The organism is Dictyobacter arantiisoli (assembly GCF_008326305.1).
In the GTDB taxonomy this organism is placed as follows: domain Bacteria; phylum Chloroflexota; class Ktedonobacteria; order Ktedonobacterales; family Ktedonobacteraceae; genus Dictyobacter; species Dictyobacter arantiisoli.
In genome coordinates, this window is sequence record NZ_BIXY01000033.1 from 1 (window position 1) to 25,754 (window position 25,754).

17 protein-coding genes are annotated in these 25,754 nt (G+C 51.0%); 6 read left to right on the plus strand and 11 right to left on the minus strand.

The annotated features are described in order from the left end of the window. Nucleotides 1–139: 139 nt before the first annotated feature. Entirely contained in the window at nt 140–1,792 is a 1,653-nt protein-coding gene (locus tag F1593_RS12365; RefSeq protein ID WP_149401875.1) for a S53 family peptidase, read from the minus strand. A gap of 335 nt (nt 1,793–2,127) precedes the next feature. Here F1593_RS12365 and F1593_RS28335 point away from each other — a divergent pair, with 335 nt between their 5' ends. Further along, the gene (locus F1593_RS28335) at nt 2,128–2,265 is read left to right on the plus strand and encodes a hypothetical protein (protein WP_172632076.1); all 138 of its coding nucleotides are present in this window, start codon (nt 2,128–2,130) and stop codon (nt 2,263–2,265) included. A gap of 248 nt (nt 2,266–2,513) precedes the next feature. Here F1593_RS28335 and F1593_RS12370 read toward each other — a convergent pair whose 3' ends face one another. From F1593_RS12370 to F1593_RS12380, 3 genes are all read right to left on the minus strand, one after another. Further along, complete coding sequence (locus F1593_RS12370) at nt 2,514–5,294, minus strand: transglycosylase domain-containing protein (protein ID WP_149401876.1); 2,781 nt, start codon at nt 5,292–5,294, stop codon at nt 2,514–2,516. A gap of 556 nt (nt 5,295–5,850) precedes the next feature. Further along, nucleotides 5,851–8,172, minus strand: a complete 2,322-nt coding sequence (gene yicI, locus F1593_RS12375; protein ID WP_149401877.1) for an alpha-xylosidase — start codon at nt 8,170–8,172, stop codon at nt 5,851–5,853. 385 nt (nt 8,173–8,557) lie between these two features. Further along, nucleotides 8,558–9,307, minus strand: a complete 750-nt coding sequence (locus tag F1593_RS12380) for a CAP domain-containing protein (protein WP_172632077.1) — start codon at nt 9,305–9,307, stop codon at nt 8,558–8,560. A 581-nt stretch (nt 9,308–9,888) separates the two neighbouring features. Between F1593_RS12380 and F1593_RS12385 the strand changes: the two genes are divergently transcribed. Continuing rightward, the gene (locus F1593_RS12385) at nt 9,889–11,448 is read left to right on the plus strand and encodes a carboxypeptidase M32 (protein ID WP_149401879.1); all 1,560 of its coding nucleotides are present in this window, start codon (nt 9,889–9,891) and stop codon (nt 11,446–11,448) included. A gap of 265 nt (nt 11,449–11,713) precedes the next feature. Here F1593_RS12385 and F1593_RS12390 read toward each other — a convergent pair whose 3' ends face one another. Further along, complete coding sequence (locus F1593_RS12390; RefSeq protein ID WP_149401880.1) at nt 11,714–13,015, minus strand: dihydroorotase; 1,302 nt, start codon at nt 13,013–13,015, stop codon at nt 11,714–11,716. 163 nt (nt 13,016–13,178) lie between these two features. On the opposite strand from F1593_RS12390, the gene F1593_RS12395 reads away from it, so the two are divergent. From F1593_RS12395 to F1593_RS12405, 3 genes are all read left to right on the plus strand, one after another. Further along, entirely contained in the window at nt 13,179–14,225 is a 1,047-nt protein-coding gene (locus F1593_RS12395) for a quinone-dependent dihydroorotate dehydrogenase (RefSeq protein WP_149401881.1), read from the plus strand. A gap of 433 nt (nt 14,226–14,658) precedes the next feature. After that, the gene (locus F1593_RS12400) at nt 14,659–15,084 is read left to right on the plus strand and encodes a transglycosylase SLT domain-containing protein (protein WP_235932566.1); all 426 of its coding nucleotides are present in this window, start codon (nt 14,659–14,661) and stop codon (nt 15,082–15,084) included. A gap of 419 nt (nt 15,085–15,503) precedes the next feature. Continuing rightward, the gene (locus tag F1593_RS12405) at nt 15,504–16,082 is read left to right on the plus strand and encodes a YggT family protein (protein ID WP_149401882.1); all 579 of its coding nucleotides are present in this window, start codon (nt 15,504–15,506) and stop codon (nt 16,080–16,082) included. Between the two features lie 194 nt (nt 16,083–16,276). On the opposite strand, the gene F1593_RS12410 is transcribed toward F1593_RS12405, so the two are convergent. The 6 genes from F1593_RS12410 to F1593_RS12435 form a co-directional block, all read right to left on the minus strand. Beyond that, complete coding sequence (locus tag F1593_RS12410) at nt 16,277–16,723, minus strand: lipocalin-like domain-containing protein (protein ID WP_172632078.1); 447 nt, start codon at nt 16,721–16,723, stop codon at nt 16,277–16,279. A 264-nt stretch (nt 16,724–16,987) separates the two neighbouring features. Continuing rightward, nucleotides 16,988–18,979, minus strand: coding sequence for a glycoside hydrolase family 31 protein (locus F1593_RS12415; RefSeq protein ID WP_149401884.1), 1,992 nt, complete (start codon nt 18,977–18,979; stop codon nt 16,988–16,990). Nucleotides 18,980–19,149: 170 nt separating this feature from the next. Further along, nucleotides 19,150–20,007, minus strand: a complete 858-nt coding sequence (locus tag F1593_RS12420) for a carbohydrate ABC transporter permease (RefSeq protein ID WP_149401885.1) — start codon at nt 20,005–20,007, stop codon at nt 19,150–19,152. Between the two features lie 35 nt (nt 20,008–20,042). Beyond that, a complete protein-coding gene (locus tag F1593_RS12425; protein WP_216368856.1) occupies nt 20,043–20,999 on the minus strand; it encodes a carbohydrate ABC transporter permease in 957 nt (318 codons plus the stop codon). Between the two features lie 155 nt (nt 21,000–21,154). After that, on the minus strand, nt 21,155–22,477 hold the full coding sequence (locus tag F1593_RS12430) for an ABC transporter substrate-binding protein (protein WP_149401886.1): 1,323 nt from the start codon (nt 22,475–22,477) through the stop codon (nt 21,155–21,157). Between the two features lie 307 nt (nt 22,478–22,784). Then, complete coding sequence (locus F1593_RS12435) at nt 22,785–23,789, minus strand: LacI family DNA-binding transcriptional regulator (RefSeq protein ID WP_149401887.1); 1,005 nt, start codon at nt 23,787–23,789, stop codon at nt 22,785–22,787. Between the two features lie 729 nt (nt 23,790–24,518). Between F1593_RS12435 and F1593_RS12440 the strand changes: the two genes are divergently transcribed. Next, the gene (locus tag F1593_RS12440; RefSeq protein ID WP_235932567.1) at nt 24,519–25,754 is read left to right on the plus strand and encodes an amino acid deaminase/aldolase; all 1,236 of its coding nucleotides are present in this window, start codon (nt 24,519–24,521) and stop codon (nt 25,752–25,754) included.

A 25,754-nucleotide genomic window follows, 5' to 3' on the forward strand; every position in this document is an offset into this window, starting at 1 on the left:
AATTGGTCACTGACTTCCCACGGTTTGGTTCGGGCCATCTTGGTTTCTCCTTTGCTTGGGGGATTCGTGTTCCTTTCCTTGTTCTTGATTCTATCATCTCCTTCCACGTTTTCGGATAAGTTCTGAAGGGTGGCTGCTACTAGTCGGCTGCGTTGGATATGCTGGTTGTTGTAGCAGTGGTAAGCACTTCTAGCAGGCGCGCTCCATCGGGAGTGCCAAGGCCGGTACAGGCATCCCAGCCGGAACCAGCACTGTAGCTACCATTATTGCCACTGGTAATGTCACGCAGGGCCTTAGCTTGAAGCAGGCGCTGATAGTTCTGGTACAGGAAAGGATTGAAAAAGCCAACAGGCTGGCCGCGTTTCTGATTCAGGAGAGCGATCAGCCCTGCCCAGAGCGGGGAGACGGCGCTGGTGCCGCCAATCGCCATCCCCTGACCATCGACATAGATCTGATAGCCAGTCTGGGGATCAGCATCGCCAGCCACGTCGGGTACGCCACGTCCACGGCGCTGACTACTGTTACTTGAAGTGGGCACTTTGGCCTGCGCCTGCCAGGAAGGAAGATCAAAGGTATCGCTGATGCCACCGCCTGAGGCCCCATTTCCCGTAGCACTCTCGTTCCAGACCACCTCGCTTGCCACCTGATTCTGACTGGCTTCCAGACGCGTCCCACCACATGCCAGGACATTCGGGCTGGAGGCCGGGAAGTCAACATGTGCCTGATTATCGGTGATACCATCACTGGAACCATTGTCACCAGAGGCACTACAGATGGTGATACCCAGCGTAGTTGCGGCCTGAAATGCCTGATCCATACTCTGCATGGCTTGCGCGGTCCAGTTGGATTCCGGGCCCCCCCAGCTAATTGAGATCACCGACGGCGAATTCTGAGTATCATGGATGGCCTGTGTGATAGCATCCAGGAAGCCACGATCCGTATTGGGGGCGAAGTAGACAGCTATCCTGGCTTTGGGAGCGATACTGCCAGCGACCTCGATATCCAGAACCACCTCGCCATCCGCGCTACTGGGATCACCAACAGGACTATTGGTCGCGCCATCGACCCCCACACTGACGACCTGCGGCGAGGACAATCCTAATTGCTGAAAGTATGTCGCGAGATCGCTATCCTGATAGCCACCACCCAGCTCAATGATACCAATACACTGACCGCTGCCATCCAGACCCGCCGGAAAATCATACAGGCCAGCCAACTGTAGAGGTGTAAAGGTAGTCACCTGCGTATTGACATGAGGGAATTTAATGCCCAGAGGAAGGAAGCGGAAGCGTGGATGGGCCTGAGGGCGATCATCCAGACCGAATACACCGGTGATAATCTGCTCCAGTGCCGCAGGTATGTGGATATGACCCGTACGACCCCGGAAAGTTTCATCGCCCGCCGTGTTCTCCGCTGCGTAGCGATGCAGATCGACCGCAAACGCCTGCGTCATATCCGCGCTGCTACCCGACAGGATGATCTGACGTGCGACAGGATCGCTTGAGACAACCGTGAGATGGTGTTGATTGGCGAAAGCTAAAACCTGCGCCACATCATCTGGCGAGGCGCTATGGGTTGCGGCATAAGCACTACGGCTCATACGCGGCCCAGGCTGCCGGGCATGTTCCTGACTGACATCATCTTCACCGCTGATCGCAGCAGGATCACGCAAATAGACGCTCACCTCAAGTTGTTCCTCTGGATCAACAGGTCCAATAGCGCGGGCGTTTGTGGGCGCCTGGCGCTCACTACCAGCCAGTCTGATAAATCCTCGTGGTGGTAAGTTTGCCATGATACTCTCCTTTTCATAGTCGACACAGCTTATAGTATACCATGTTATTCTATACAGTGTCAGAAACAAGGGCACATTTCTGCATAGCCAGACAGCTATCCTCTTTTAATGCGCAATAGAGAGGGCAAAAGGATACAACTCCAACAAAAAGTCCAGCAGGGGCAGGCATACAACTCAAACTGCGCCCTTTTTAGTGTGGTGTGGAAACTCATGCACAGAAATCGTAGAGAGCATGGAAGTCCGACACGAACTTAGATCTTTTCAGGACTTGACTCGTATCTCCAATAGAGGATCAAACAAAGGCGTGTTTATCTGGCACGAGAAAGAGTGAAATCATGGAGCAGAAACCTTCATTCGGGAAAACCCTTTCTGTAACTTATGGGGCCGTGATCGTATTCGCCGTCACGTTTATTCTGGGCGGCATCTTATTGGATAAAGCGGACAAAGAAAAACGTAAACAGGAAAAACGCTAGCAAAATACTTCACAATATGTCAGCCTCCCGTGGTCTCCACGGTCTCTGTGCATGCGTTTTCGCACCTGCGGTGCTCAAACATCTTTTTATTGTGTGGTGTTGGAAAAGTTCTTCGAACTTTTCCAACACCACACAATAAAAAGGGCGCAGGCGCGTACGCGCCTGCCAGCCAGAGAGCAGCAAGATCCCGCTGGTATTGGGGGGCTGACACATTCTCAAAGAGCGTGTCAGAGCAGGAAACAAAGTAGTTAATTGCTATTCAGCATTATATCCGGTACACCTGCATCCCCGGGCAGACCGGCAGGCATGCCCACTTTTAATCCACTGGGAACAGTAAACTTATACTGTGGGTGCTTCGAGAAAGGCAAGGAGATGTTACCGCAAGGAATACCATCAGTCGCATCGATACTTGGATCACTGGTGGGATTGACCTGTGTTTGCGCACTATAATTACACCAGCCCATGGAGCGTTCCATGACACTATGCCAGATCGGAGCGGCACCAGTAATACCAATCACATTGTTCATCGGAGAGTTATCGCTATTGCCAACCCAGGTACCCACTACCACATCAGGTGTATAGCCAATTGTCCAGTTATCACGAAAACTATCCGTGGTACCTGTTTTCGCCGCCACCTGATGATCACAAACGGCAGAGACGGCACAGTTTCGATCAACATCCGCAAAAGAGAGATCATGGTCGCCCGTAAACTCATAGGCACGGGATGGCTCATCGGTCAGGACTGATGTGACCTGATAGGCGACCTGTGGCGAGAAGACGCGTGACGAGGGTGGCTTCTGCTCATTATAGTGATACACCACGTTGCCCGCGTTGTCCCAGATATTGAGAACGGTCTGGGGCGCAACCCGTTTCCCGCCATTGGCGAAAGCCTGGTAGCCACCCACCATCTGCAGGAGCGAAACATCTTTCGAGCCAATCGCCCAGGAGAGACCACCCAGGCCATCAGTATTGCCAAAGGTAATTCCCAGGCGTTTTACGGTATTTAAGACATTTCCAACACCTGCATATTGCATAGCCCGAATTGCAGGCACATTATACGAGTTGGCCCAACCCAGACGGATGGGTAATGTTTTGTGCTGATAGGTATGCTGATAGTCGTAGGGAGCATAAACCGTCGGCATCGAGTCAGCCTGATCGTCTGTCAACGGCACTGCTGAGCCAGCCTGCGCGCCATTGGGGAAGTAGGTCCTATCATCACGCAAATCGATCCCTGGATTCCAGCCCATCTGGAAAGCGGTCGCGTAATCAAAAGGTTTAAAAGTCGAACCAGGAGGGCGGGCACCAACGGCTGCGTTGAAAAAGCCCGTGACCGTGCGATCTGACGAGTAATAGTTAGCACTACCAATCATTGACAATATCTCACCATTTTTGGCGTCTTCAACCACGACGGCACCATTGTTTACGTTGTTATTGTCTTTTAAAACGACTGTATACCCTTCTGTCTTTTGATAGTCTGCTTGATACAGGTGACGTTGAATGGCCGCCTGGGTATAGTTGTTCAGATTGAGATCCAGCGTGGTCTGGATATTTAAACCGCCAGTGACAAAGGCATTCACACCGGCGTTGGCATCACCATTGCCAAGGGCCGTCTCAACCTGATTAATCACATAATCCACGAAGCCCGGCGCAAGCTTGATTGATTTGGGTGGTGTAAAAGTCATCTTAGCTGTTAGAGCTTCTGCCTCTTTTACCATAGCGTTGGTCAGTGGCTTACCATCCACATACTTTCCCTGCGTGAACATCGCTTGTAGGACAAGTTTCTGACGCGCCAGAGCTGCAGCCTTGTTGGTAGGTCCCAGGGTAGGATCGAAAGAAACAGGTGAGTTCGGAATACCTGCAAGCAGGGAAGCACGCGCCAGGCCAAGCAAAGGATCATTTTTCTTAGTCTTCTGATCGTATTCGAGCTGCGAGATAGCAGGCGCACAGGGCTGATCAGGCTGACAGGTTGAGGTAAGCCCGAATAAGTCCTGTGCAGCAATCTCAACACCAGCATCCTGTGAACCGAAGGGCGCAACATTAAAATACAACTCAAGGATTTTCTGTTTGGGAAATTGCTGGGTCAGGCCAATTGCCATTGCCGCCTCATTCAGTTTGCGATTGAACGACGGATCTTTATCCCCGGTCAGATTTTTGATCAACTGCTGGGTAATCGTACTCGCACCACCATAACTGCTGGCGCCAGCACGGATAATTGCCAGAGGATCAATACCCGCATTGCTCCAGAAGTTTTTATCCTCAATAGCGGTCATAGCATCCTGCATGACCATCGGGATGTCCTGATAACGAACGGCCAGACGGCGTCCGCCATTGCCGACCTTGGAGTTTGAGTCGTAGGCTTGATAGAGCAAGGTATTGTTGCGATCATAAATGCGTGTCATTTGTGGCAACTGCTCATTGGCGTAACGCTCCATGCGTGGCTGCTGCTGTTGATAGTAGCTATAGCCATAGGCGCTGCTGCCAAAGGCACTCGTCAGGATCAGAATGAGCAAAACAGAGAGAATAATCACTACCGTACGGCGTGCTGCGTTTCTCTCTTGTTGCTTACGTAGGCGCATCTGACGGCTAATCTTGCGAACACGTGCATAGCGTCGAAATCGGTTCCGCTTGCGTTCAGCAGCATTGAGCTGATCCTGCCTGCGCGCAGAAGATCGATATCGATCAATATAAGGAGCAGGCGGCTGCACTGTATGGCCAGCAATTGCAGCCATCTTATTGGTCCAGCCTTTGACTTTCTGCAGCGGACCAGCAGGCGCGAAAAAATCCTCCTGCGGTGGTAACGGAGAGAATTCCCCAGGGACGGCAGGCGGCGTTGGCGTATAGGGCGCTGGCATCATCCCCGGCACCGAACCTGGCTGACCAGATGGAGACACAGGAGTTATAGATTGATTATTTTGATTGTTGCCTGGCTGATTTTGCTGACCAGGCAGGTTGCTTGCGCCCCCCGTCTCTGGTGGATGGTGATTATTTTGTCGTTTATTTGGGGATTGCTCATCCCTGTCATTACTCATATATATTCCTTAAAAATAGACGCATCGGCGTAGAGCATTTTTCACTATTTCTTGCGCACAACGCAACAGATCAACAATAGCTATCATCCTCACTCATTTTTGTACTCCTGCAATCGTTGTAGCATCAATCTCCCAAAAGCACGAAGTGACAAATGTAGATGTTTTCAAGGAGGACAATCTTTACTGTATATCTGAATACATTATTCCCGATCTATTGCGACTTCTCATCGACCTAGCAGGTCATGTAATACGTTCTATCTCAATAAGACATCTCTTTACAAGACGAAACAGGGAATGCAATCATAACAAGATCCCCTACCTGGGTGATGGCTTGTGGCCTCAATAGCCCAGAATAGCCCACACCTATACTTGTATAATGAATTGTACCCTCACAGACTTCTGTTTCCGCGCTTACATGGCCTATTTGTACCAGTTACAGAGAAGGATTTCATCGAGGATATCCAATTAGCTTCAAGTGGCTTCAGTGCAAGCCTCACGCAGGTGGGATTATAAAGAGCAAGCAGCCCTTAACAATCCCATTGAAACAGTTTTACGCTCAGGCGAGAACAATATGCAGTGTCTGATTGCCATTTAGAGGAGTGATACACACGCCCTGCGGAGTGCCGGTGTAATCCCCACCCTCGACGCTGACGATCTCGCTGATTCCTCTCAGCACGAGGCTCCAGGCTTTGCCAACGCCCGTAGCATGCACATTGATGCACTTCCCCTCACGCGTCACAGTCGCCTGCAACTCCGGCTCCCCATGAGTATTGCGGACCGTCGTGCTGGCCTGCCCATCCTGTGACAAGAAAACGTGCAGGACGACATCGGCAGCATAGTCATAATCCGGCTTGCTCTCTTGATTGCCAATAGCAATCATCGAGTTGTCGCGGGCATACAGTGGAAGGCTCAGATAGCCATGCTGCTCCTTGCGCCAGCTCCCTCCCTGTACCTGCTCGCCAGTCAGGAAGTTCATCCAGGAACCAGCAGGCAAATAGAACTTGACCTCGCCAGCCTGATTGAAGATAGGAGCCACCAGCAAGGAAGATCCCAGCATATACTGTCGATCCAGATAATCACAAGCCGGATCACCATCAAACTCAAGCAGCATAGCGCGCATTACCGGCAGGCCATACTCCTTCGCCTGATGGGCAACATCATAAAGATACGGCATTAAGCTACACTTCAAGCGCGTAAAGAAGCGCAGCACATCCACCGACTCTTGATCGTAGTTCCACGGCACGCGATACGAATTGCTACCATGCAAACGACTATGACTGGAAAGCATGCCAAACGCTAACCAGCGCTTGTAAATATCGGCTGGTGCTGTATTCTCAAAACCACCAATATCATGGCTCCAGAAGCCAAAGCCAGAGAGACCAAAGGACAGGCCGCCGCGCAGGCTTTCCGCCATAGACTCATAGGTGGCATTGCTATCACCGCCCCAATGGACAGGGAACTTCTGGCTACCCACCGAAGCCGAGCGGGCAAACAGCACCGCCTCATCCTCGCCCTTCACCTCTTTCAAGAGATTATAGACGGTCTCATTATAAAGATATGCGTAGTAATTATGCATTTTATGAGCATCTGATCCATCCGCGTAGACGCCATCGAGCGGGATGCGCTCACCGAAATCGGTTTTAAAGCAATCCACACCCATATTAAGCAGAGTTTTCAACTTGCTTGTATACCAGGTGCGTGCCTCAGAATTGGTGAAATCGACAATTCCCATACCAGGCTGCCAGAGATCTGTCTGCCAGATACTCCCATCAGCCTTTTTGATCAGATAGCCATTCTTGCGACCCTCTTCAAATAAATGAGAGCGCTGCGCAATATAGGGATTAATCCAGACGCAGATTTTGAGGCCGCGCTGCTTGAGACGCCGCAACATCCCCTCGGGATCTGGGAAGACGTCTTCATCCCATTGGAAATTGCTCCAATGCAGGCCCTTCATCCAGAAGCAATCGAAGTGGAAGACATGCACCGGCAAATCCCGCTCGGCCATGCCATCGACAAAATGCGTCACCGTCTGCTCGTCATAATTAGTCGTGAAGGAGGTGGAGAGCCAGAGACCAAAGCTCCAGGCGGGCGGCAGAGAGGGTTTGCCGGTCAGAGCCGTATAATTTCCCAGCACCTCTTTGAGGCTAGCGCCACCAACAATATAGTAATCCAGGCTCTCACCGGGCACACTGAACTGTGCACGCGCCACACGCTCCGTTGCAATCTCAAAGGAGACAGTTTCAGGATGATTGACAAAGACACCATAACCATTATTGGTAAGATAGAAAGGAATGCTCTTGTATGCCTGCTCGGTGCCAGTTCCACCATCAGCATTCACCGAGTCCACAACCTGTCCATTTTTCGCAAAGGCGGTAAAACGCTCACCGAGTCCATAGACATATTCACCTACCGCCAGATCAAGCTGTTCACGCATATAGGTAGTACCATCATCGGTCGTGATATGGGCCGTACTGCGATCTCCACTCCCGGTAAGCCTGCGTCCATCATACGTAAACTCAACATTCCAGGGATGCGCTTTCTGAACATGCACCGCCAGTTTGCCACTGCGCAATGTCGAAACGTGCTCTGCATCGCTCACCTCAACCGGCTGCTCATCAATCGCCTGCAACTGAAAATGCGGGCCATGATCGACCTGTCCTTTATGATGAACGATCTGCACATGCATCACATCGGGCAGAGGAGAGGAATAGCGAATTTCTAGCAGTGGATCACCAATACCGACAGCACGATTCTCCACATGGCGTGAGGGGGCAAAAATAGTTAACGCATTGGGCTCAATCAGACGTTCGCGAACCTCGAACGGATGAAGCATTTTGATGCCCGGACGGATCAGCCAGTTACCGTCAGTAAACTTCATACAAGGTATCCTTTCAAGTCATGCGAGAAAGAAATTTTGATCGCATTTGTAGATAATTTTTTAGAAAGAATGTGAGTATTCATCGCATCTGAAGAAGAATCTATAAAAAATACACATCTCGTGCCATTGCGCTCTTGAGAACAGATAATCATTCCTCCCTGTCCTTCACAGAGCCCATCCTTTGCCTATATCAATGCTTTTGGGGAACCTTCACCAGATAAAGAATAGTACTCTCTTGCATCTTATCATAGAACGACAAGTAAACCTCACCTTCACGGTAAACTTGTACTTTACACATAATCGCTCAATTTTGAAGACGGTAAGGCCAGTATCAAGAATGAGAACTCGCAATTTTATGGCAAAATCTACCATTTGGCGAAATCTATCATTTGGCGAAATCTTCAGTCAACCAGACACGCGCATGCACAGTATCTACCAGTACATCGACGCCAATCATAGTATTGCTGGACAGGATATTGCGGCGATGGAAATCGTCGGGTGGTCGCTCTCCAAACATCGCCTCATTCAGGCCCAGAACGGCGAGTTGAGGATTGCCACGCCCGATACCGATATTTTCCCCAAATCCGGTCCAGTTAATGTCCTCTTGCCGGATACGCGTGCCTGGATCAGCCTCCCCGGGCAATTGATGCGCAAGCGTGTTGGTTGCCGCCATGGCTTGATTATGTCTGAGTGCGCCCAGAGCTAGAATATTTGACCACTGAAATGCTGGTAAGCCAGCATTAGCGCGCTGCTGATTAATCTCCATGAACACCGCCTGAGCCGCCTGTAAGGCTGATGAACTACTACCAGTCCCTGCACCAGAAGAGGGGACTGGAATGGTGGTCGGAATGATCACCACGGTTGGAATGGGGGTAGGGATGGGTGTGGGTATTACCTTGTCTGGTTTGGGAGGAAGGGGAGGAAGCGCGCCCGTCGCTTTTATCGATCTGACACCTAATTTGGCCCCAATCAGCGTTGCGCCACCCTGCACGGCAGTAGAACGCGCTGTCAAATGGGGAGACTGATCCTGCCGCGCCTGAATGCTCTGATCGCGGGTGGACCCGCAAGCAACCAGCAACAACAGCAACATCCCGATCAAGAGAGATTGGACAATGCTATATGGTTTCTTGAACAAAACATATCTCCCCATCAATAAATGGCACACACGAAGATTCACTTTGTGCCATAATTACCTGCTAACAACTTCCTTATCATACAATGGTACAAGAAGAAATACATAGCGACAGGCCGGGAAATAGTACTTTTCGGACGGTACGCCTGAACAGGTTGATCTGACGTATCTCATCAGGTTAACCTGTTTCTGCATCACCCTGATGGGCAAAGAGATAGGGAACACTTCGTTCAGGAAATAATTCAAGCGTTTGCATTCTGGACACAGGCGGCTTCTCCTCGCTCTTCTCTTCCGTTCCCCGCCTGCGGCGAGAAAAGGAAAAATGAAATAGCCCTGGAAAACAAATGAAAAACTTGCCAAAACAATAGAGATGATTATATCATAGGAAGAATAATAGATCGATTTTTGTTTTAGTTCGCTTGCTCTGGCACAATATTTGCTTGAGAATGATATATGCAAATAACGTCAAGTATTTGAAAGAGTAAAAATCCCTACACAGCTCATACGAACAACACATAGCAGACTGTTTACAGTGCCAGGGATTTTATCTCAACATCGCTAACGTAGGAAGAGAGATACATAGCATGACGACTCAATCTCAGGCGCGTGAGGTGCGCGATTTCACAGCCAATGATGCGCGCATTCAGTCCCTTCTTGAACATGTACGCCCTCTGATGGACCTTACCGCATTGTCCGCATTGGCAGTCTGGGATCAGTCAACTGCGATGCCGCGTGGCGCGGGCGTGGTTCATATGCATCAGGCGGCCACACTGCAAAGTATTCTCCATGATCGCCAGACCGATCCTCGCCTGGGTGCGATACTCGATGAGCTTGAAACGGTGATCGCCAGCGATGCATTCAACGATAGCGACCGGGCACTGGTACGCGAGACACGCCTGAGTTATGATCGCGCTTGCAAGCTGCCTCGGCCCTTCGTAGAGGAGACATCGCGGGTGCGCTCGGCCAGCTTCAATGCCTGGATTGAGGCGCGCGAAAAGAATGACTTTAAGATATTCGCCCCCTGGTTGCAACGCACTATCGCCTTACAACGCGAATTGGCCGACTATTACGGCTATGCTGAGACACGCTACGACGCGCTGTTAGATACTTATGAGCCGGGTCTGACGACCAGCCGTGTAGAACAGCTTTTCGCTCCTGTCCGCACCGCCAGCACAGCCCTGCTGCGCCGCATTCAGGACAGCGGACGGGTAGTGGATACCTCTTCTGTTACCGGTACCTTTGCTATCGCGCAGCAAGAAGAGCTCTGCAATCGTATCCTGCGCACGATTGGCTATGACTTCAATCGTGGTTATCTATCGCGTTCCGAACATCCTTTCACCATCTCGTTCGGCTCACCGTATGACGTGCGCCTGACGACGCGTTATGAAGAACAGTACTTGCCGATGACCTTGATGGCGGTCATCCATGAAGGTGGGCACGGCCTCTATGAACAGGGAATTGCAGAGACGCTATCCCGCACGCCGCTGGCCGGTGGCGTCTCACTGGGTATCCATGAATCGCAATCCCGCTTATGGGAGAATTTGCTGGCTCGCTCACACGCCTTCTGGCAGGGACACTATAGTGGGCTGCGCGAAACCTTCCCCACGCAATTCGAGCATGTTGATCTGGATACCTATGTGCGGGCGCTCAACCAGGTCCAACCCAGCTTGATCCGTGTCAAAGCCGACGAAATCACCTATAATCTTCATATCATGATCCGCTTCGAGATAGAGAAAGAGCTGATTAACGGCAACGTTGCGGTCGAGAGCCTGCCGGAATTGTGGAATGCCAGATATCGTGAATATCTGGGCATCTCAGCCAGCAATGAGGTCGATGGCGTGCTCCAGGATATGCATTGGACCAACGGCTTTGGCTACTTCCCTACGTATACGCTTGGCAATCTCTATGCCGCCCAGATTACCCATACCCTCCGTCGCAGCTTTCCCGACTTCGATGCCCGCCTGAGTTCCGGCGACACCAGCTTTGTCCTCAACTGGCTGCGTGAAAACATCCATCAATATGGCGGCATCTATCGCCCCGACGACCTGATCAAGCAGGCCACCGGTGAAGTCTTGAATTCACAATACTTTATCAGCTATATCACAGAAAAATTCGGCAAACTCTACGGCCTGACAGAGGCCTGATAGCAACCACTCTTTGAAGCATGAAGGGATGTGTAGGTGCGTGCCGAGGTCGCAACCGAGGTGCGCTTTCCCGTTCCTCGTACGACCATCTCACCTCTCGGCATAGCCCTACCTCAACAGTCATGCCAGGGTACATCACAGAGCGTTGGGGCGAGTGCATCGTACGAGCAAGGGAGCATCGACCTGCACTTACGCTCCGTACGATGCCTACGTTTTTCGTCAAAATCCCTCTTCTTTTAGTGGGATTGCTCGTGAATGGCGGTTGCTACGCGTCAACATATTGTACGGCTCGTCCGCTGCCAGGGGTCGCCAGAATGGCTCCTTTGTGATAAGCAAGCGTGCCACGTACAAAGACATGCTCAATTTTGCCTTTGATATGAGTACCTGCAAAGGGAGTCCAGCCGCATTTGGAAAGGATTTCCCGATCGGTGATCTCATATTCCTGCTCAGGATCTACCAGGACAATGTCGGCATCTTTGCCTGCTTCGAGCGCACCTTTGTTCTTCAAGCCAAAGATACGGGCGGGATTGCTGACACAGCGTTTGACAACCTCTTCCAGCGTGATCCTGCCGCTACTGGCGGCGTTGAGGAGCAGTGGCATGAGCGTCTGGACGCCAGGCATACCAGAGGGTGCCTGAGCATAGGGCTGATCCTTGTCCTGGCGCGTATGCGGAGCATGATCGGTACCAATGGTGTCGATGACGTCAAGGTAATGCCAGAGCGCGTCCTGATCGCTTTGACTACGCAGCGGAGGATTCACCTTGCCGTAGTTCCCCAGTCGCTGCTGATCAGCTTCGGTCAGGAAGAGATGCAATGGCGTGACTTCACAGGTGACATGCACGCCTTTCTGCCTGGCCTCCTGGATCAGCTCCAGTTCACGTTGGGTGGTGGTATGGGCGATATGCAGTGAGCGTCCAGTCTTCTCGGCGATTGCCAGGGCGCGGCTGAGCGCAATCTGTGCGCTGATCGGCGGACGAGCCTGATTATGATCCTGCGAGCCCTGTGTCCCAAAATAGTGTAGGGATTGCTCATCCTCGGCGTGGACTACGATGGGCTTGCGCAGCGGAAAAGTCGAGAAATGGCGATAGATGGGCGAGAATTCGGTCACCAGCAGGGAACCCGTCGATGAGCCCATATATAATTTCAGAGCTGCAACCTTATGGGCTGCCTGCGCCACTTCATCGATATTCGTATCGGTAGCACCAAAATAAAAACCATAGTCCACCACCGCTTTAGGCGCCACCAGAGCTATCTTGGCGCTCAGATGCTCCTGAGTATCCGTGGTAGGCTGGGTATTGGGCATATCCAGGACAGTTGTCACACCACCAGCCAATGCCGCGCGGGTACCGCTTAAAAAGTCCTCTTTCTGGGTTCCACCGGGCTCACGGAAGTGTACGTGCGAGTCAATAAAACCCGGTAATACCAGTAGCTTACTGGCATCAATCACGTGTTCCCCCTGCTCGGGATTAAGATGCTCGCCAAGCTCAATAATCGTCTCAGCGTGGGTTCGAATATCAAGACGCTTGCGACCTTCGGGTAGGACAACCATACCATTGCGAATGAGCATGTCTGGACACTCCTTATCGCTATTCCCCGATTCTTCGTGGTCGGGGCCATTATAAGCCCGAACGTGCTAAATCGGGGTTACATACCTATTTTCAATTTGACAAATCACTATTATACTTGAAACGGAGTTCTGTTGCTTACAAAATTTTGAAAGATGAAATCGCATGCTGTATAAAGCTATCGTTCGACCGGCTGTATTTCGTATCTCTGCCAAAGATCCTGAGTTTGCACATCACCTGATCATGGAGAAACTGGCGTTTGCCTCCAAATTTCAGAGCTTGCTCAAAATTATTGAGGCCACCAGTGCCTATAAATCGCCCGCGCTGGAACGGGATGTCTTTGGCGTCCATTTTCCCAATCCAGTCGGCCTGGCAGGAGGATTCGATAAGAATGGTCTGGCATTGCCCGCACTGGCAGCTCTCGACTTTGGCTTTATCGAAGCTGGCACAGTGACGCGTTATCGTCAACCCGGCAATGATCGTCCGCGCATTTTCCGCTTCTCCGATGTCGATGCCCTGATCAATCGCATGGGCTTTCCCAACGATGGAGCGGACGCCATCCACGAACGCCTCTTAAAACTGCCCGCAGCTGGAGTTCCAGTCGGCTGGAGTATTGGAAAATCTAAGATCACGCCACCCGCAGAGGCCGTTGAGGATTATCGCTATTCACTGCGCAAACTCTATGATTTCGCTGCCTTCTTTACTGTCAATGTCAGCTCACCCAATACTCCTGGCTTGCGTACCTTGCAGGATAAAGAACCGTTGGATCAGTTATTACAAGCAATGGTCCAGGAAGCTACTGCACTGGCACAACAGCGCGGGAATGTTATCCCAAAACCGATACTGGTCAAGATCGCGCCAGATCTCACCGAAGAACAGATTCAGGATGTGATCGAGGTCTGTCTGGCACGCAATGTAGGCGGCATTATCGCCACGAATACGACCCTGGCACGCGATGGCTTACGCCATAGTACCGAACAAACGGGCGGACTCAGTGGTCGTCCTCTCTTGACTCGTTCACTAGAGGTTGTCAACTATCTCAGCAGACAGCTGGATGGCAAAATTCCCATCATTGGGGTCGGTGGTATCTTCAGCCCCGATGACGCCAAACGCATGTTCGACGCCGGTGCCAGCCTGATCCAGATCTACACCAGCTTCATCTACGAAGGTCCTGGCATCATTAAACAGATCAATAAAAAACTCCTCTATTAATTTACTGTCAACCCCATAGATAGATTTCCACTGCAAACAGAGGTTAGAGCGAGGGTACATTCCAACAAGTACCCTCCTGACATACTTTCCCCAAAAGCGCAAGCCCCCCCGGATACGCATAAATAGGACCACGACTCAAGCCGCTTCTGATGCGGCTCCACACGCCTATACAACCCGAATGGGCTATGTTTCATTGCGTATCTTTGTGTTTCATTTTGGTTGTGCTATGATAGATCTACAAGCACATCTTACTAATCGCTACTACCGATAAGCGATAAAGATAAATATCTAGCTTTCATCAGACTGAAATGGCAACAGTTGATGGGCAGAACATATTTACGACGCGCTTGCTTTAGTTGGTCCCTGGAACCTGGGTCCTCCTTTTAAAGATGTTAAATACTGTTAGTTTCGTTCCGTTAAAAAGGAGAACAGCTTGAATTCACATCAGGATGTACGCACAAACTTCATAAAAAAACCGATCATCGTCAAGATGAGCCTTGCCATCCTCTTTAGTATGATGCTCTTCTCGGCAGCCGTGGGATTCCACTCATCAAATTCTTATGCCGCAACCAATGGTGCTGATCCAACCAGCGTCATCCGACAAGTCTTTGGTGGCTATGCTGACCAGGCTCTACATATTGCACAATGTGAGTCAACAATGAACCCGGGTGCGACAAATACACAGGCAATTGGTAACAGCCATGCAGCAGGCCTCTTCCAGGTTCTTTACCCGAGCACCTGGATCACCACATCACAGGCCAGCGCTTCCCCATATGACGTCACAGCCAATGTAAAAGCGGCCTATGAGATCTTCCAGCGTGACGGCTACTCCTGGAGAGAGTGGGAATGCCACCTGTAATCTGGCAAAACGCCAGATGGCTGTAGCGGCCAGATAAAAGAGAAGCAAAGACAATTACAATTATCCATCTTCCTCTTTCTCTTCGCTGTTACTGAAAGCGAGGGGCGGTGAACAACACTGTTCACTGCCCCTCGCTTTTTCTCTTGATCTTATCTCTCCCGCCGGCGACGGCACCTAAAACTCATTTTTGGGGAACACTCCAAACCCCTATCATCACCATGCTGTGGAAAGTCAAACAAGTCAACGGCACTTTATCGTGAGCTGAACCGTGTTATAATTGAGCTTCATACGACAGCGCGTACTATTTCAGCATGGACGTCGCATATTTTAACAAATACTGCGAAGAACGTATTCAGCGGATGCCATATTGATACAATTGGATAAATTGACACCATAGAGTTGACAAAGGAGGTTATCGCATGCCATCACAACAATATCCACCCAACGATCCGCAATACCCACAATATCCCCAGGGGCAGGGAAACTATCCCTCACAGGAAAACTATGCACAACAGGAGTATAACGATACCACCGAGCAGATCTCCAGACAAGGGGATAACTATGTGCAGCGCCAGCATCAGACCTATAAGGACCCGGCGGGCAACCGTGTCGAGAAGCGCCAGGTAGTCAGCAAAGACTTCACGCAAAGCATGATCAACACGCGTTACTGGATCACCTCCGTGATCTACTTTCTCCTGGGAGTGCTCGAAGTCATCCTTGGCCTGCGCTTCATCTTCCGTCTGCTGGGTGCCAATCAGGGAAGCGCATTTATCGACTTTCTGTATAATCTCAGTCATCCATTTGTCGCCATCTTCAATGGCATCTTCACCGACCCGGTCCTTGGCAACAGTAACAGCGTCTTTGAAGTATCAACCATCCTGGGGATGCTCATCTACGCTCTCATCGCCTGGGGAATTGTCTCGCTGGTACGTATCGTCTTCTTTCCCAATATTCCCAGCCGTCGTGAAGCCACTACCACCCGTCGTCGCACGCGCTAAGATCAGCTCTCACGGCTAAAATCATCCTTCTCGTCGGGGCACGCATTCAGACCTGCCCCGACCATCCCTTCACATCATGCCTGAAGAGTGCCCGGTTTCATAGAGAAAACATGTCAGCCGTCTTCTTCATTCTGTTTGGGATCAATGCCAGGCCAACGTTTCCTGATCTTCACTGTGATCCCGCTAGTAATCCGTCATGCACGTTCCCAGATGAGTTCGGCGCGATAGATTTTACCGTCGAAGAGGGTGGAGTCTTCATTGACCAGCGAGAGTCGACCGGATGATAGGGTCGCCTTGTAACCCACATTCATACCAATCCAGTTGGGGAAAAGACTTAATTTGACCTCGTAGACAATCTCTTCACCGTCTATACGATAGCGACCAGTATAGGCGATGAATGTCTTGGCAGCGAATGCCAGTTCCTCCATCATTCCTCCCATCAGGTCAGGTTGTTCAAAGGGCGGACGGTGCGGAAGAGAGATAAAGAGAGACATATAATCATCAGGACCATACATCAGGTATCCCAGTGGTTCTGTACCAAAGGGATTAAGCACCAATCCATCCTTCGCAGTGAGGGTATATGAAAGCAGGCACCATGTACCGATGATAGCGGCCTTGTTAATTGATGTTGTCTCAGCCATGATGATCATTCCTATCTGCGCACTGCTAGCCAATCGACAACCATACTCAATACCCTACCTAACACGCCAGACACCAGCAACTTGTTACATCTCACCAGCGAGCCCCTGTCCACCCGTCCTAACATCTATCATGCATAGACAAGGATGATGATATTGCAGCAATCTGATATCTATCGCAGTGCAAAGCAAGCAGATAGTCACAAGCTAGATGATGTGGCTTTCTGCTTGCTTGATGGCTTTATCGCCAGGCTAGCCAGAAAAAATCTAGGCGTTACGGATAGGTAATTGAGCATCCGCACGCAAGTAGACAGGAATGCGCTCCAACGGGGCCGCGGCGGTGATGCGTTGCCCGCCAGCATAGCTCTCACCGCTCCAGGCATCGGTCCAGGTGGTACCGGCAGGGAGATAGACTTCTCGGCTACGGGCACCTTCAAAGAGCACTGGAGCAACCAACAGATCAGAGCCAAACAGGAACTGATCCTCTATCGCCGCGCAGGCCGCATCTTCGGGGAAGTCGAAGAAGAGTGGGCGCATGGGCGGCAAGCCCTTCTCATGGGCAATCCGCATCTGCTCGTTGATATAGGGGCGCAGGCGTTCGCGCAGGAAGAGCAGGTCGGTGATGATCCCATAAGCTTCGTCACCAAAGGACCATGCTTCATTCTCGGCCCCACTATCCAACATTTGCTCGGCTGACTCGGATTCCATGCGATAGCCGTGCAGGCGGAACAAGGGGCAGAAGACGCCATATTGGAACCAGCGTACCACCAGCTCTCGGAAATAGGCGGAATTGATATCGGCACCATAGAAGCCACCAATATCGGTGGTCCACCAGGGAATGCCACTCAGCGCCATATTCAGGCCCGCCCGGATCTGTGCCTGCAAGGTTTCAAAGGTACTATTGATATCGCCAGACCAGATGGCGGATGCGTAACGCTGGCTCCCGGCCCAGCCTGAACGGCAGAGATTCACAACCGCAGGAGCGCCCGCCTCTTTGATATGTTCGTAGAAACCACGCTCATGCAGCAGAGGATAGGCGTTGGCGACCGCCTGACCATTGCCAATATGGAAACGCACATTATCGGGGTCCAATGGGAACATTTCAGGCTCACAGGCATCCAGCCACCAGGTCTTGATGCCCAGTTGATAGTAGTGCTCGTTGACCTGCTCCCAGATGAAATCGCGCGCTTCGGGATTGCTGGAGTCATAGTAATAGACGCCAATCTGACCTTCGGGACGATTGTCCTGGAAGGACATCAGGAAAGGGATACCGCGCTCGGTGCGCAATAAGAGGCCACGCTCAAGCATAGTTGCGAAGTTCTCGCTTAAGGGATTCACCGTCGGCCAGATCGAGACCATCAGCTCAATGCCCAGCTCTTTTAATTCTTGCACCATAGCCGCGGGATCAGGCCAGGCCTGGGGATCGAAGCGCCAGTCGCCTTGCAAGGACCAGTGGAAGAAGTCGATCACGATCACGGAAAGTGGCAGGCCACGCCGCTTGTATTCACGCGCCACAGATAACAATTCGTCCTGATTGCGATAACGCAGTTTGCTCTGCCAGAAGCCGGTTGCCCAGTCAGGAAACTCAGGAGCATGTCCGGTTGCATCAGCATACCGTTCCATAATCTCAGCGGGAGAGTCACCCACGGTAATCCAGTAATCCAGTTGTGGTGTGGCCTCGGCTACCCAACGTGTCTCGTTGGTGCCCAGTTCGACACGCCCAATGGCGGGATTATGCCAGAGAAAACCATAGCCGCGACTCGAAAAGAGGAAAGGGATGGATACTTCACTATTGCGCTGAATCAGATCAATGGTCGCGCCCTTCTGATCCAACAGGCCGTGCTGATGTTGTCCCAGTCCATACAGGCGCTCATCCGAATATGCACAGAAGCGGGCCTCCAGGTGGTGGAGATCGCTGTGTTTGGATTTAAAGAAGCGGGCAGGGATACGGCTGGAATGAAAGGGCTTCTTCTCTGCCAGGATCTCCGCGCCACTCTGCGTATTCAGAAAACGGATACCTCCCACAGCCGAGACCTGGGCCGTGATATTGCCATTGACCAGCGTCGCCTCGTCCTCACCCAGCGTAATCTGTACCTCGGTTGCCTCTGCTGGCAGCAGGACATTCACGACGGGATCGTGAATATCTCCGTTGACCGACGCACGCACGCGCAAGCTATCGCGTCCCCACGGCTCGATAGCAACCGTCTCGTGCTGTCTCTCCCAGATTAAAGTAGTATTGTACTGACGAAAACCGTGCATGATAAACCTCTTACTTCCCATATCTAGCACTTATACATAGTGCGTAGAAACAATGCGATGTATGATCATGGAGTACATCTTATACTGCATCCCTTGATTTTAGTAGCAATCGAATCTCAGCGTACATCATATACTACATTCAGGTTGATCAAAACCTTCTCTAAAATGTGCTAGCCCTTGACGGCACCAGATGTCATACCGGCGGTGATGTAGCGCTGGAAGGCAACCAGGATAATCGCAGCCGGTATGGTCGCCATTGTCGCAACAGCCATCAGGCTATTCCACTCTGAATTGAACTGACCCAGATAGTTATAGATGCTCAGCGAAATCGGCTGAATATCATTGGTCGTCATTAAAGTTAGTCCATACATAAAATCGCCCCATGAGAACAGGAAGGCGAACAGTCCAGCCGTCACGACGCCTGGAACCGCGATTGGCAGCATAATGCGCAGGAACGCGCCCCATTCGCCGCAACCATCCACCATCGACGCCTCAACCAGTTCATAGGGAAGCGACTGCAAAAAGGCGCTCAAGATCATGACGTCAAATGGAACGGCATAGGTGGTATCCGCCAGGATCAGGCCAATATTGTTATTCAGCAAGCCGAGATTATTGAAAATCAGGAACATCGGCGTAGCCAGCGTGACTGATGGGATCATCTGCGTCAAGAGCATACAAAAAATCAGTACCGGCGCCCAGCGAAAATGAAAATGCGCAATCGCATAGGCCGCTGGTGTCGCGATTACCAGTGAAATGACCACCGTGCCCAGCGCGATAATCAGACTGGTCACCAGATGGGGAAACTGCGCCGAAAAGGTCGCAGCATAGCCCTGAAACGTAATCTGCGTCGGGATGATGGTCGCGGGAATACTGAAGATCTCATTGTTGGTCTTCAGCGAATTCGCTACCATCCAATAGACCGGGAAAAGCATAATGATGGTGAAGAGCACACCAAAGATGGTCGTGATCACTCTGCTGACCATCTGACCGCCCTCGCGCCTGCGCCTTGTCAGTAATTGAGCCTGCATTGGAAACTCCTTGTGCTGAAATGCTAGCCTGGTTGCTAGTCCACACTCTTATTGAAGCGAATGTAGAAGACGGCCACAATTAACGCCACAATCAGGATCATGTTGCCCAGAGCGGCCCCATTACCAAACAATTGCTGGCTGAAGGAAAGGTTATAGGACCAGGTGGCAAAGATTTGTGTCGAGTTGGCCGGTCCACCCTTCGTCATCACATAAATCAGATCAAAGACTTTCAATGTATAGATCAGGCCCAGCATCAACACGACCGCAACCACTGGTCGCAACAACGGCAGGGTCACATAGAAGAACTGCTGCCACTTGCCCGCGCCATCCATCGAAGACGCCTCATAAAACTCGGGCGAGATGTTCGTCAAACCGCTATAGAGCAGGACCATATTAAAAGGAATGCCGATCCAGATGTTGGTGATGATAATCGCAAACAGTGCCCAACTCGGCGACGTCAGCCAGGCAAAGTGAGCAGGCAGAATATGCAAGGCAGTCAGCACCTGATCAATAACGCCGTTAGTACCATCAAAGAGCCAGGTCCAGATGGTGCCTGAAACCACGATTGGCAATAGCCAGGGCAGCAACATCAAAGAGCGCAAGAAGCTACTGAGCGGAAACTTTTTGGTGAAAAAGACAGCTAGCGCCAGGCCAATCACAAACTGAGGCACAATCGAGCCGACAGTAAAGAGCAGGGTATGCAAAGCAGACTGCTGAAATACCGAGTCCTGAAGCACATCAGTGTAGTTTTGCAGGCCAATAAATGGGGCATTACCAGTAAAAAGTGCACTCAGATCATATTTTTCAAGGCTCACACTGATGCTATAGTACAAAGGATATCCAAAAAAGAGCACCAGATAAAGCATGACTGGAAGCACAAATAAGAAACGAATCCAGAAGATGCGACTTTTCTGTCGTCTTGCGCGCGGATGTAAGCTTGCTTTTACCACCTGCTTCGCTGGTGCTGACATCTCCTGTGCATGCGTCGTCACAATAGTATCTCCCTGACTAAGCAAGAGTAAGGATACTGGTTCTGGGCCAGTCCTCACTCCTGCTACAACCATCCGCCGACTGCAACGACAGAAGAATCTGTAGCTTCAGTCGGCAACGCTCGCAAGAGTAAGAAACTTCCTGGCAAGGGGGTTCATTACTTCTTGAGAGTCGCATCAATTTTAGTTTGAGCAGCATCTAACGCGGCTTGTGGAGATTGACTACCTGTCAACGCCGATTGCTCAGCGGTCCATAGCGCCTGTGAAATGGTGGGATATTTGGCTCCAACCTCAGCAGTACGAGCATGGGCAGTATTCAATTCATTGGTAAAGACTGCCAGTTCTGGATGGCTCTGAAGCATGGTTACGCCCTCACTCTTCAGCGGAGGCACATAGCCGTTGATCTCGTCAAAGGCGAGGATCTGAGTCGGCTGTTCTAACCAGTTCAGGAGATCCCAGGCCGCTTTCTGCTTGGCTGGATCACCCACAGGAATTACCCAGTCCTCACCACCCAATGGGGAAACCGACTTCCCACCAACAGCGGAAGCAGGGATCGACACGACACCATAATCAATGCCCTTGCCCTTCAGCAAGCTGATATTCCAGGGTCCATTGACCATCATTGCGGCGTGACCTTCCTGGAATTGTGTCAGTACATCGGCTTGCCCCCAGTTCAGGGAGGATTTTGAGAGTGAGCCATCTTTTACCAGATTGCTGACATATTGCAGGGCAGCAACGCCATTCGTATTGTTGACGTGCGTAATGTCGCCACCATTTGACCAGAAGAAAGGCTCAAACTGCCATGATCCCTCTTCAGTCGCCGGAGCAGCCATCGCCAGACCATAGACATCGCCTTTAGTCAGCTTTTTAGCGGAGGAACTCAGTTCAGACCAGGTGGTGGGAGGCTTCAGACCAGCATCAGTAAACATCTTCTTATTATAATAGAGGGCCAGATCATTATTACCAACGGAATATCCATAGGTTTTGTTGTTATAGGTCATGGTTGACAATGAACCAGCATAGAAATCGGAAGTACTGATACCGCTGCTCTTCAAATAATCGTCCAGCGGAGCCAGGATACCAGTGGCCGCAAAGCTCGCCATATCAGGATTATCGATGGAGATCAGGCTGGGCAACGTATGTGAGGCCGCTTCCTGATCAATCTTCGAGTTCAAAGAACCCACTGGAACCGGATCACGCTTGATGGTGATGTTAGGATGCAACTTTTCATATTGACTGAAAAGAGTGTTGATCTCAGTATTAGAAGGTTCGGTCGGCCAGTGATCAAGTACGGTGATGACGGTCTTACCATCCGAGGTTGTGGTTGAACCAGTTGACGAACCACCGCAGGCAGCCAGTACACCCAGCATCATAACCATCACACCACAGACCGAGAGGCTACGCAGTAAACGTGCATGGGATTTTCTGTGTGGAGCTACCTTGTGTTGCTTGCTGGAAACATCGTGAAACCGCAAGTTCATAGTCTATCCTCCCTTGGATCGAGCACATTTGATACAATAAAAAAGACCTTGTATCAACTTTTTTTATGCCTGCAAAGATATAGTCTTATTGAATAGAGTCTTATGAGCTCTTACGAGCCTATACCGATGTATTGGATTGTCAGGTATATCCTCTATCTCCTGCGCATGGCCTGACAACCAGACATAAGTATGAGTTTACTTTATGAAATACTTCTATATCATCGCTCAGGATTCTTCGTCGAAGCGCTTCGCTAAAGTCTAGTATAGAACCTGAAGATAGAAGTGTCAAGAGGAGATGAGCCTGCTTTTACGCTCTGGGTCCTGAACTACGCCGAACAGTGAGAGGAGGCTTTAATAAAATTTGTGCTGCTTTTTCTTCTTCTTTCCCCTCAAGCTTTTGGATCAACATCTGTGCGCCTAAACGCCCCATTTCATTAAAGGGGAATTCGATAGAGCTCAGGGCAGGTGTGGTCATCTCGGCCATACGTGGTGAAAAGATCGCCACCAGTGAGGTATCCTCTGGCACACGCAGTCCCTTATCGCTAATGGCACGTAGCACGCCACCGCTCGGCCACGGCGTGAGTAAGACAAAGGCGCTTAACTCGGGATCTTGTTCGAACAGGCGCATCACCGTCTCATAGCCCGCCTGCTCGCTTTCATCACAACAGCTATCCACGCCACTCAAGCCATGATGTTGAATAGCGCGATAAAAGGCCGTTCTGGCACGCACGACATAGCCAACTTCGCGCTTGAGCATGGCCTCCGATTGGTTGATCAGGCCAATGTGCGTATGACCGGAAGCACGGAGATAATCAATCGTGGTTTCGACGGCATTGTCAAAATCGAGATCCACAAAACTGAGGCCCTCATTATTTTCACATCGTCCAATCAAGGTAAATGGCAGGTTCTGTTCCCGCAACAGATCGACGCGTGCGTCATGCAAGGCCACTTCCATCAAAATCACTCCATCAATAAAACCTTGATGGGTCATATTCATGACCTCTAGATTCTCGCTGGGAGATGTCCAGAGGAGAAGAGCATAGCCGTGGGTCGTAGCCATCTCGGCGATACTGGTCACGAACTCCTGCTGCCCGGAACTCAAGGTATACGATGGATAGAGTAAGGCAATGATTTTAGTGCGCTTGGTCACCAGCGCTCGAGCCAGGAAATTAGGCTGATACCCCAATTCTTCCATAGCCTGATACACTTTTTGTCTGGCCTCTTCCGAAATAGGTCGCTTGCCACTAAGCGTGTACGACACCGTACTTAAAGCTACGCCTGCTCGCCTGGCAATGTCTGACATTGTTGCCATAAATCTGCACCCCTTAGCTCCTGATACTGTATCTATGAAGCTTCCATATAGGTTTATTTACCAAAAAGGCATGGCTCACTGGCAGTCCATCACTGGACACCCTGAACCACCTTGTTCAAAAGAGTGTTTGTTTCCCATGCCCTCCATGATCTCTGTACATGCGTTTTCGCACCTGCGGTGCTCAAACAGATTTTTAGTATGTGGCGCAGGCGCGTCGGCGCCTGCCAGCAGGTGAGCAGCAAGATCCCGCTGGGAGTGGAAAACAAACACTTAGTTAGACAGTGTTTGATTCCCATGGTCTTCGCCATCCTGGCGCATGAGTTTTCGCACCAATGGTGCTCAAACAGATTTTTATTATGTGATGTAGAAAAGGTTCGAAGAACCTTTTCTACATCACATAATAAAAAGGGCGCAGGCGCGCAGGCGCCTGCCAGCAGGTGAGCAGCAAGATCCCGATGGTGATGGGAAACAAACGCTTTGTTAGTAGTTGTTGAAAACGGGTCACTATGGAGAAGAGGATAATTCTATCATACACTGTTTTGGAACAGATAGCTAGAGCTAACTGGAGCCAGGGGACGGCAAAAACTACCGTTCAAGCCAGTTCATCCCTCTCGAAGTAAGCAAGCCAGATTAAAAATCTCCTCCTTAATTACTTGACTTCTTCTACGTCTACCGTTACGCTTTATGCGAGCATCCACTTATCTCAATGGACATAAAGGGGTAGACATTGTGAAGACAGCCATCACGCCTTCCTCTACGGAGAACACAGCACCTGATGCTGATAGATACTACTATTACAAGCAGGTCTTTGCAGGACGGACCTTGCCGTTTGCTTATCTGGATCTGGATTTATTGGAACAGAATATCCAATCGATTATAGCCAGGGCAGGCGGCAAGCGGTTACGGCTGGCCTCGAAATCCTTACGCAGCGTCGCAGTGATCAAACGCATCCTGGCGGCAAATGATATTTTCCAGGGCATTATGTGTTTTACCGTGCGCGAAGCGATCTACCTGGCTTCTCAGGGATTAGATGATCTCTTGATCGGCTATCCAAGCTGGCATGCACAGGATATTGCAGCGGTCGCACAGGCTATTCAGGGAGGTGCACAGATCACGCTGATGATCGATAGCGTGGCACATGTTCAACAGATTGAAGCGATAGCCAGTCAACATGCTGTGAGTATCCCCGTCTGTATCGATCTGGATATGGCGCTTTCGCTGCCGGGCCTGCACTTCGGGGTATGGCGCAGTGCTCTCCTGACTCCCGCACAGGTACGACCGGTTCTGGAGAGTATCCAGGCCGCGTCCCATGTGACGCTGGATGGCATTATGGGCTATGAGGCGCAGATTGCGGGCGTGGGCGATCAGTATCCTAAAGGACAAGCGAAAAATCAACTCGTGCGCCTCCTCAAGCAGCGTTCATTGCGCGAGGTAGCCCGGCGGCGAGCCGACATTATGGCTTTCATTCAGGACTACCACTTACCGCTGCGCTTTGTCAACGGAGGCGGCACTGGCAGCTTGCATACCACCCGCGCCGAGGCTGGTGTAACCGAAATTACCGTTGGATCGGGCTTCTATGCACCGGCCCTCTTCGATAATTATCGAGATTTTCACTATCAACCAGCCGCTGGCTTTGCGATTGAGATCGTCCGTCAGCCACAGAAGCATATCTACACCGGCCTCGGTGGCGGCTATAGCGCCTCTGGTCCCGCCGGGAGTGATCGTTTACCAAAACCCTATCTCCCCCAGGGAGCCCGTTTCGTCCCTCTCGAAGGTCCAGGAGAGGTACAGACGCCGATTATCTATACCGGTGAAACCGTGCTGGCCCTGGGAGATCCCATCTTTTTGCGCCACAGCAAAGCAGGTGAGCTATGCGAACGCTTTACCCACCTCCTCCTTGTGAAACAGGGCGCTATCGTCGAGGAAGTCACTACCTACCGGGGCGATGGATACTGTTTCCTCTAG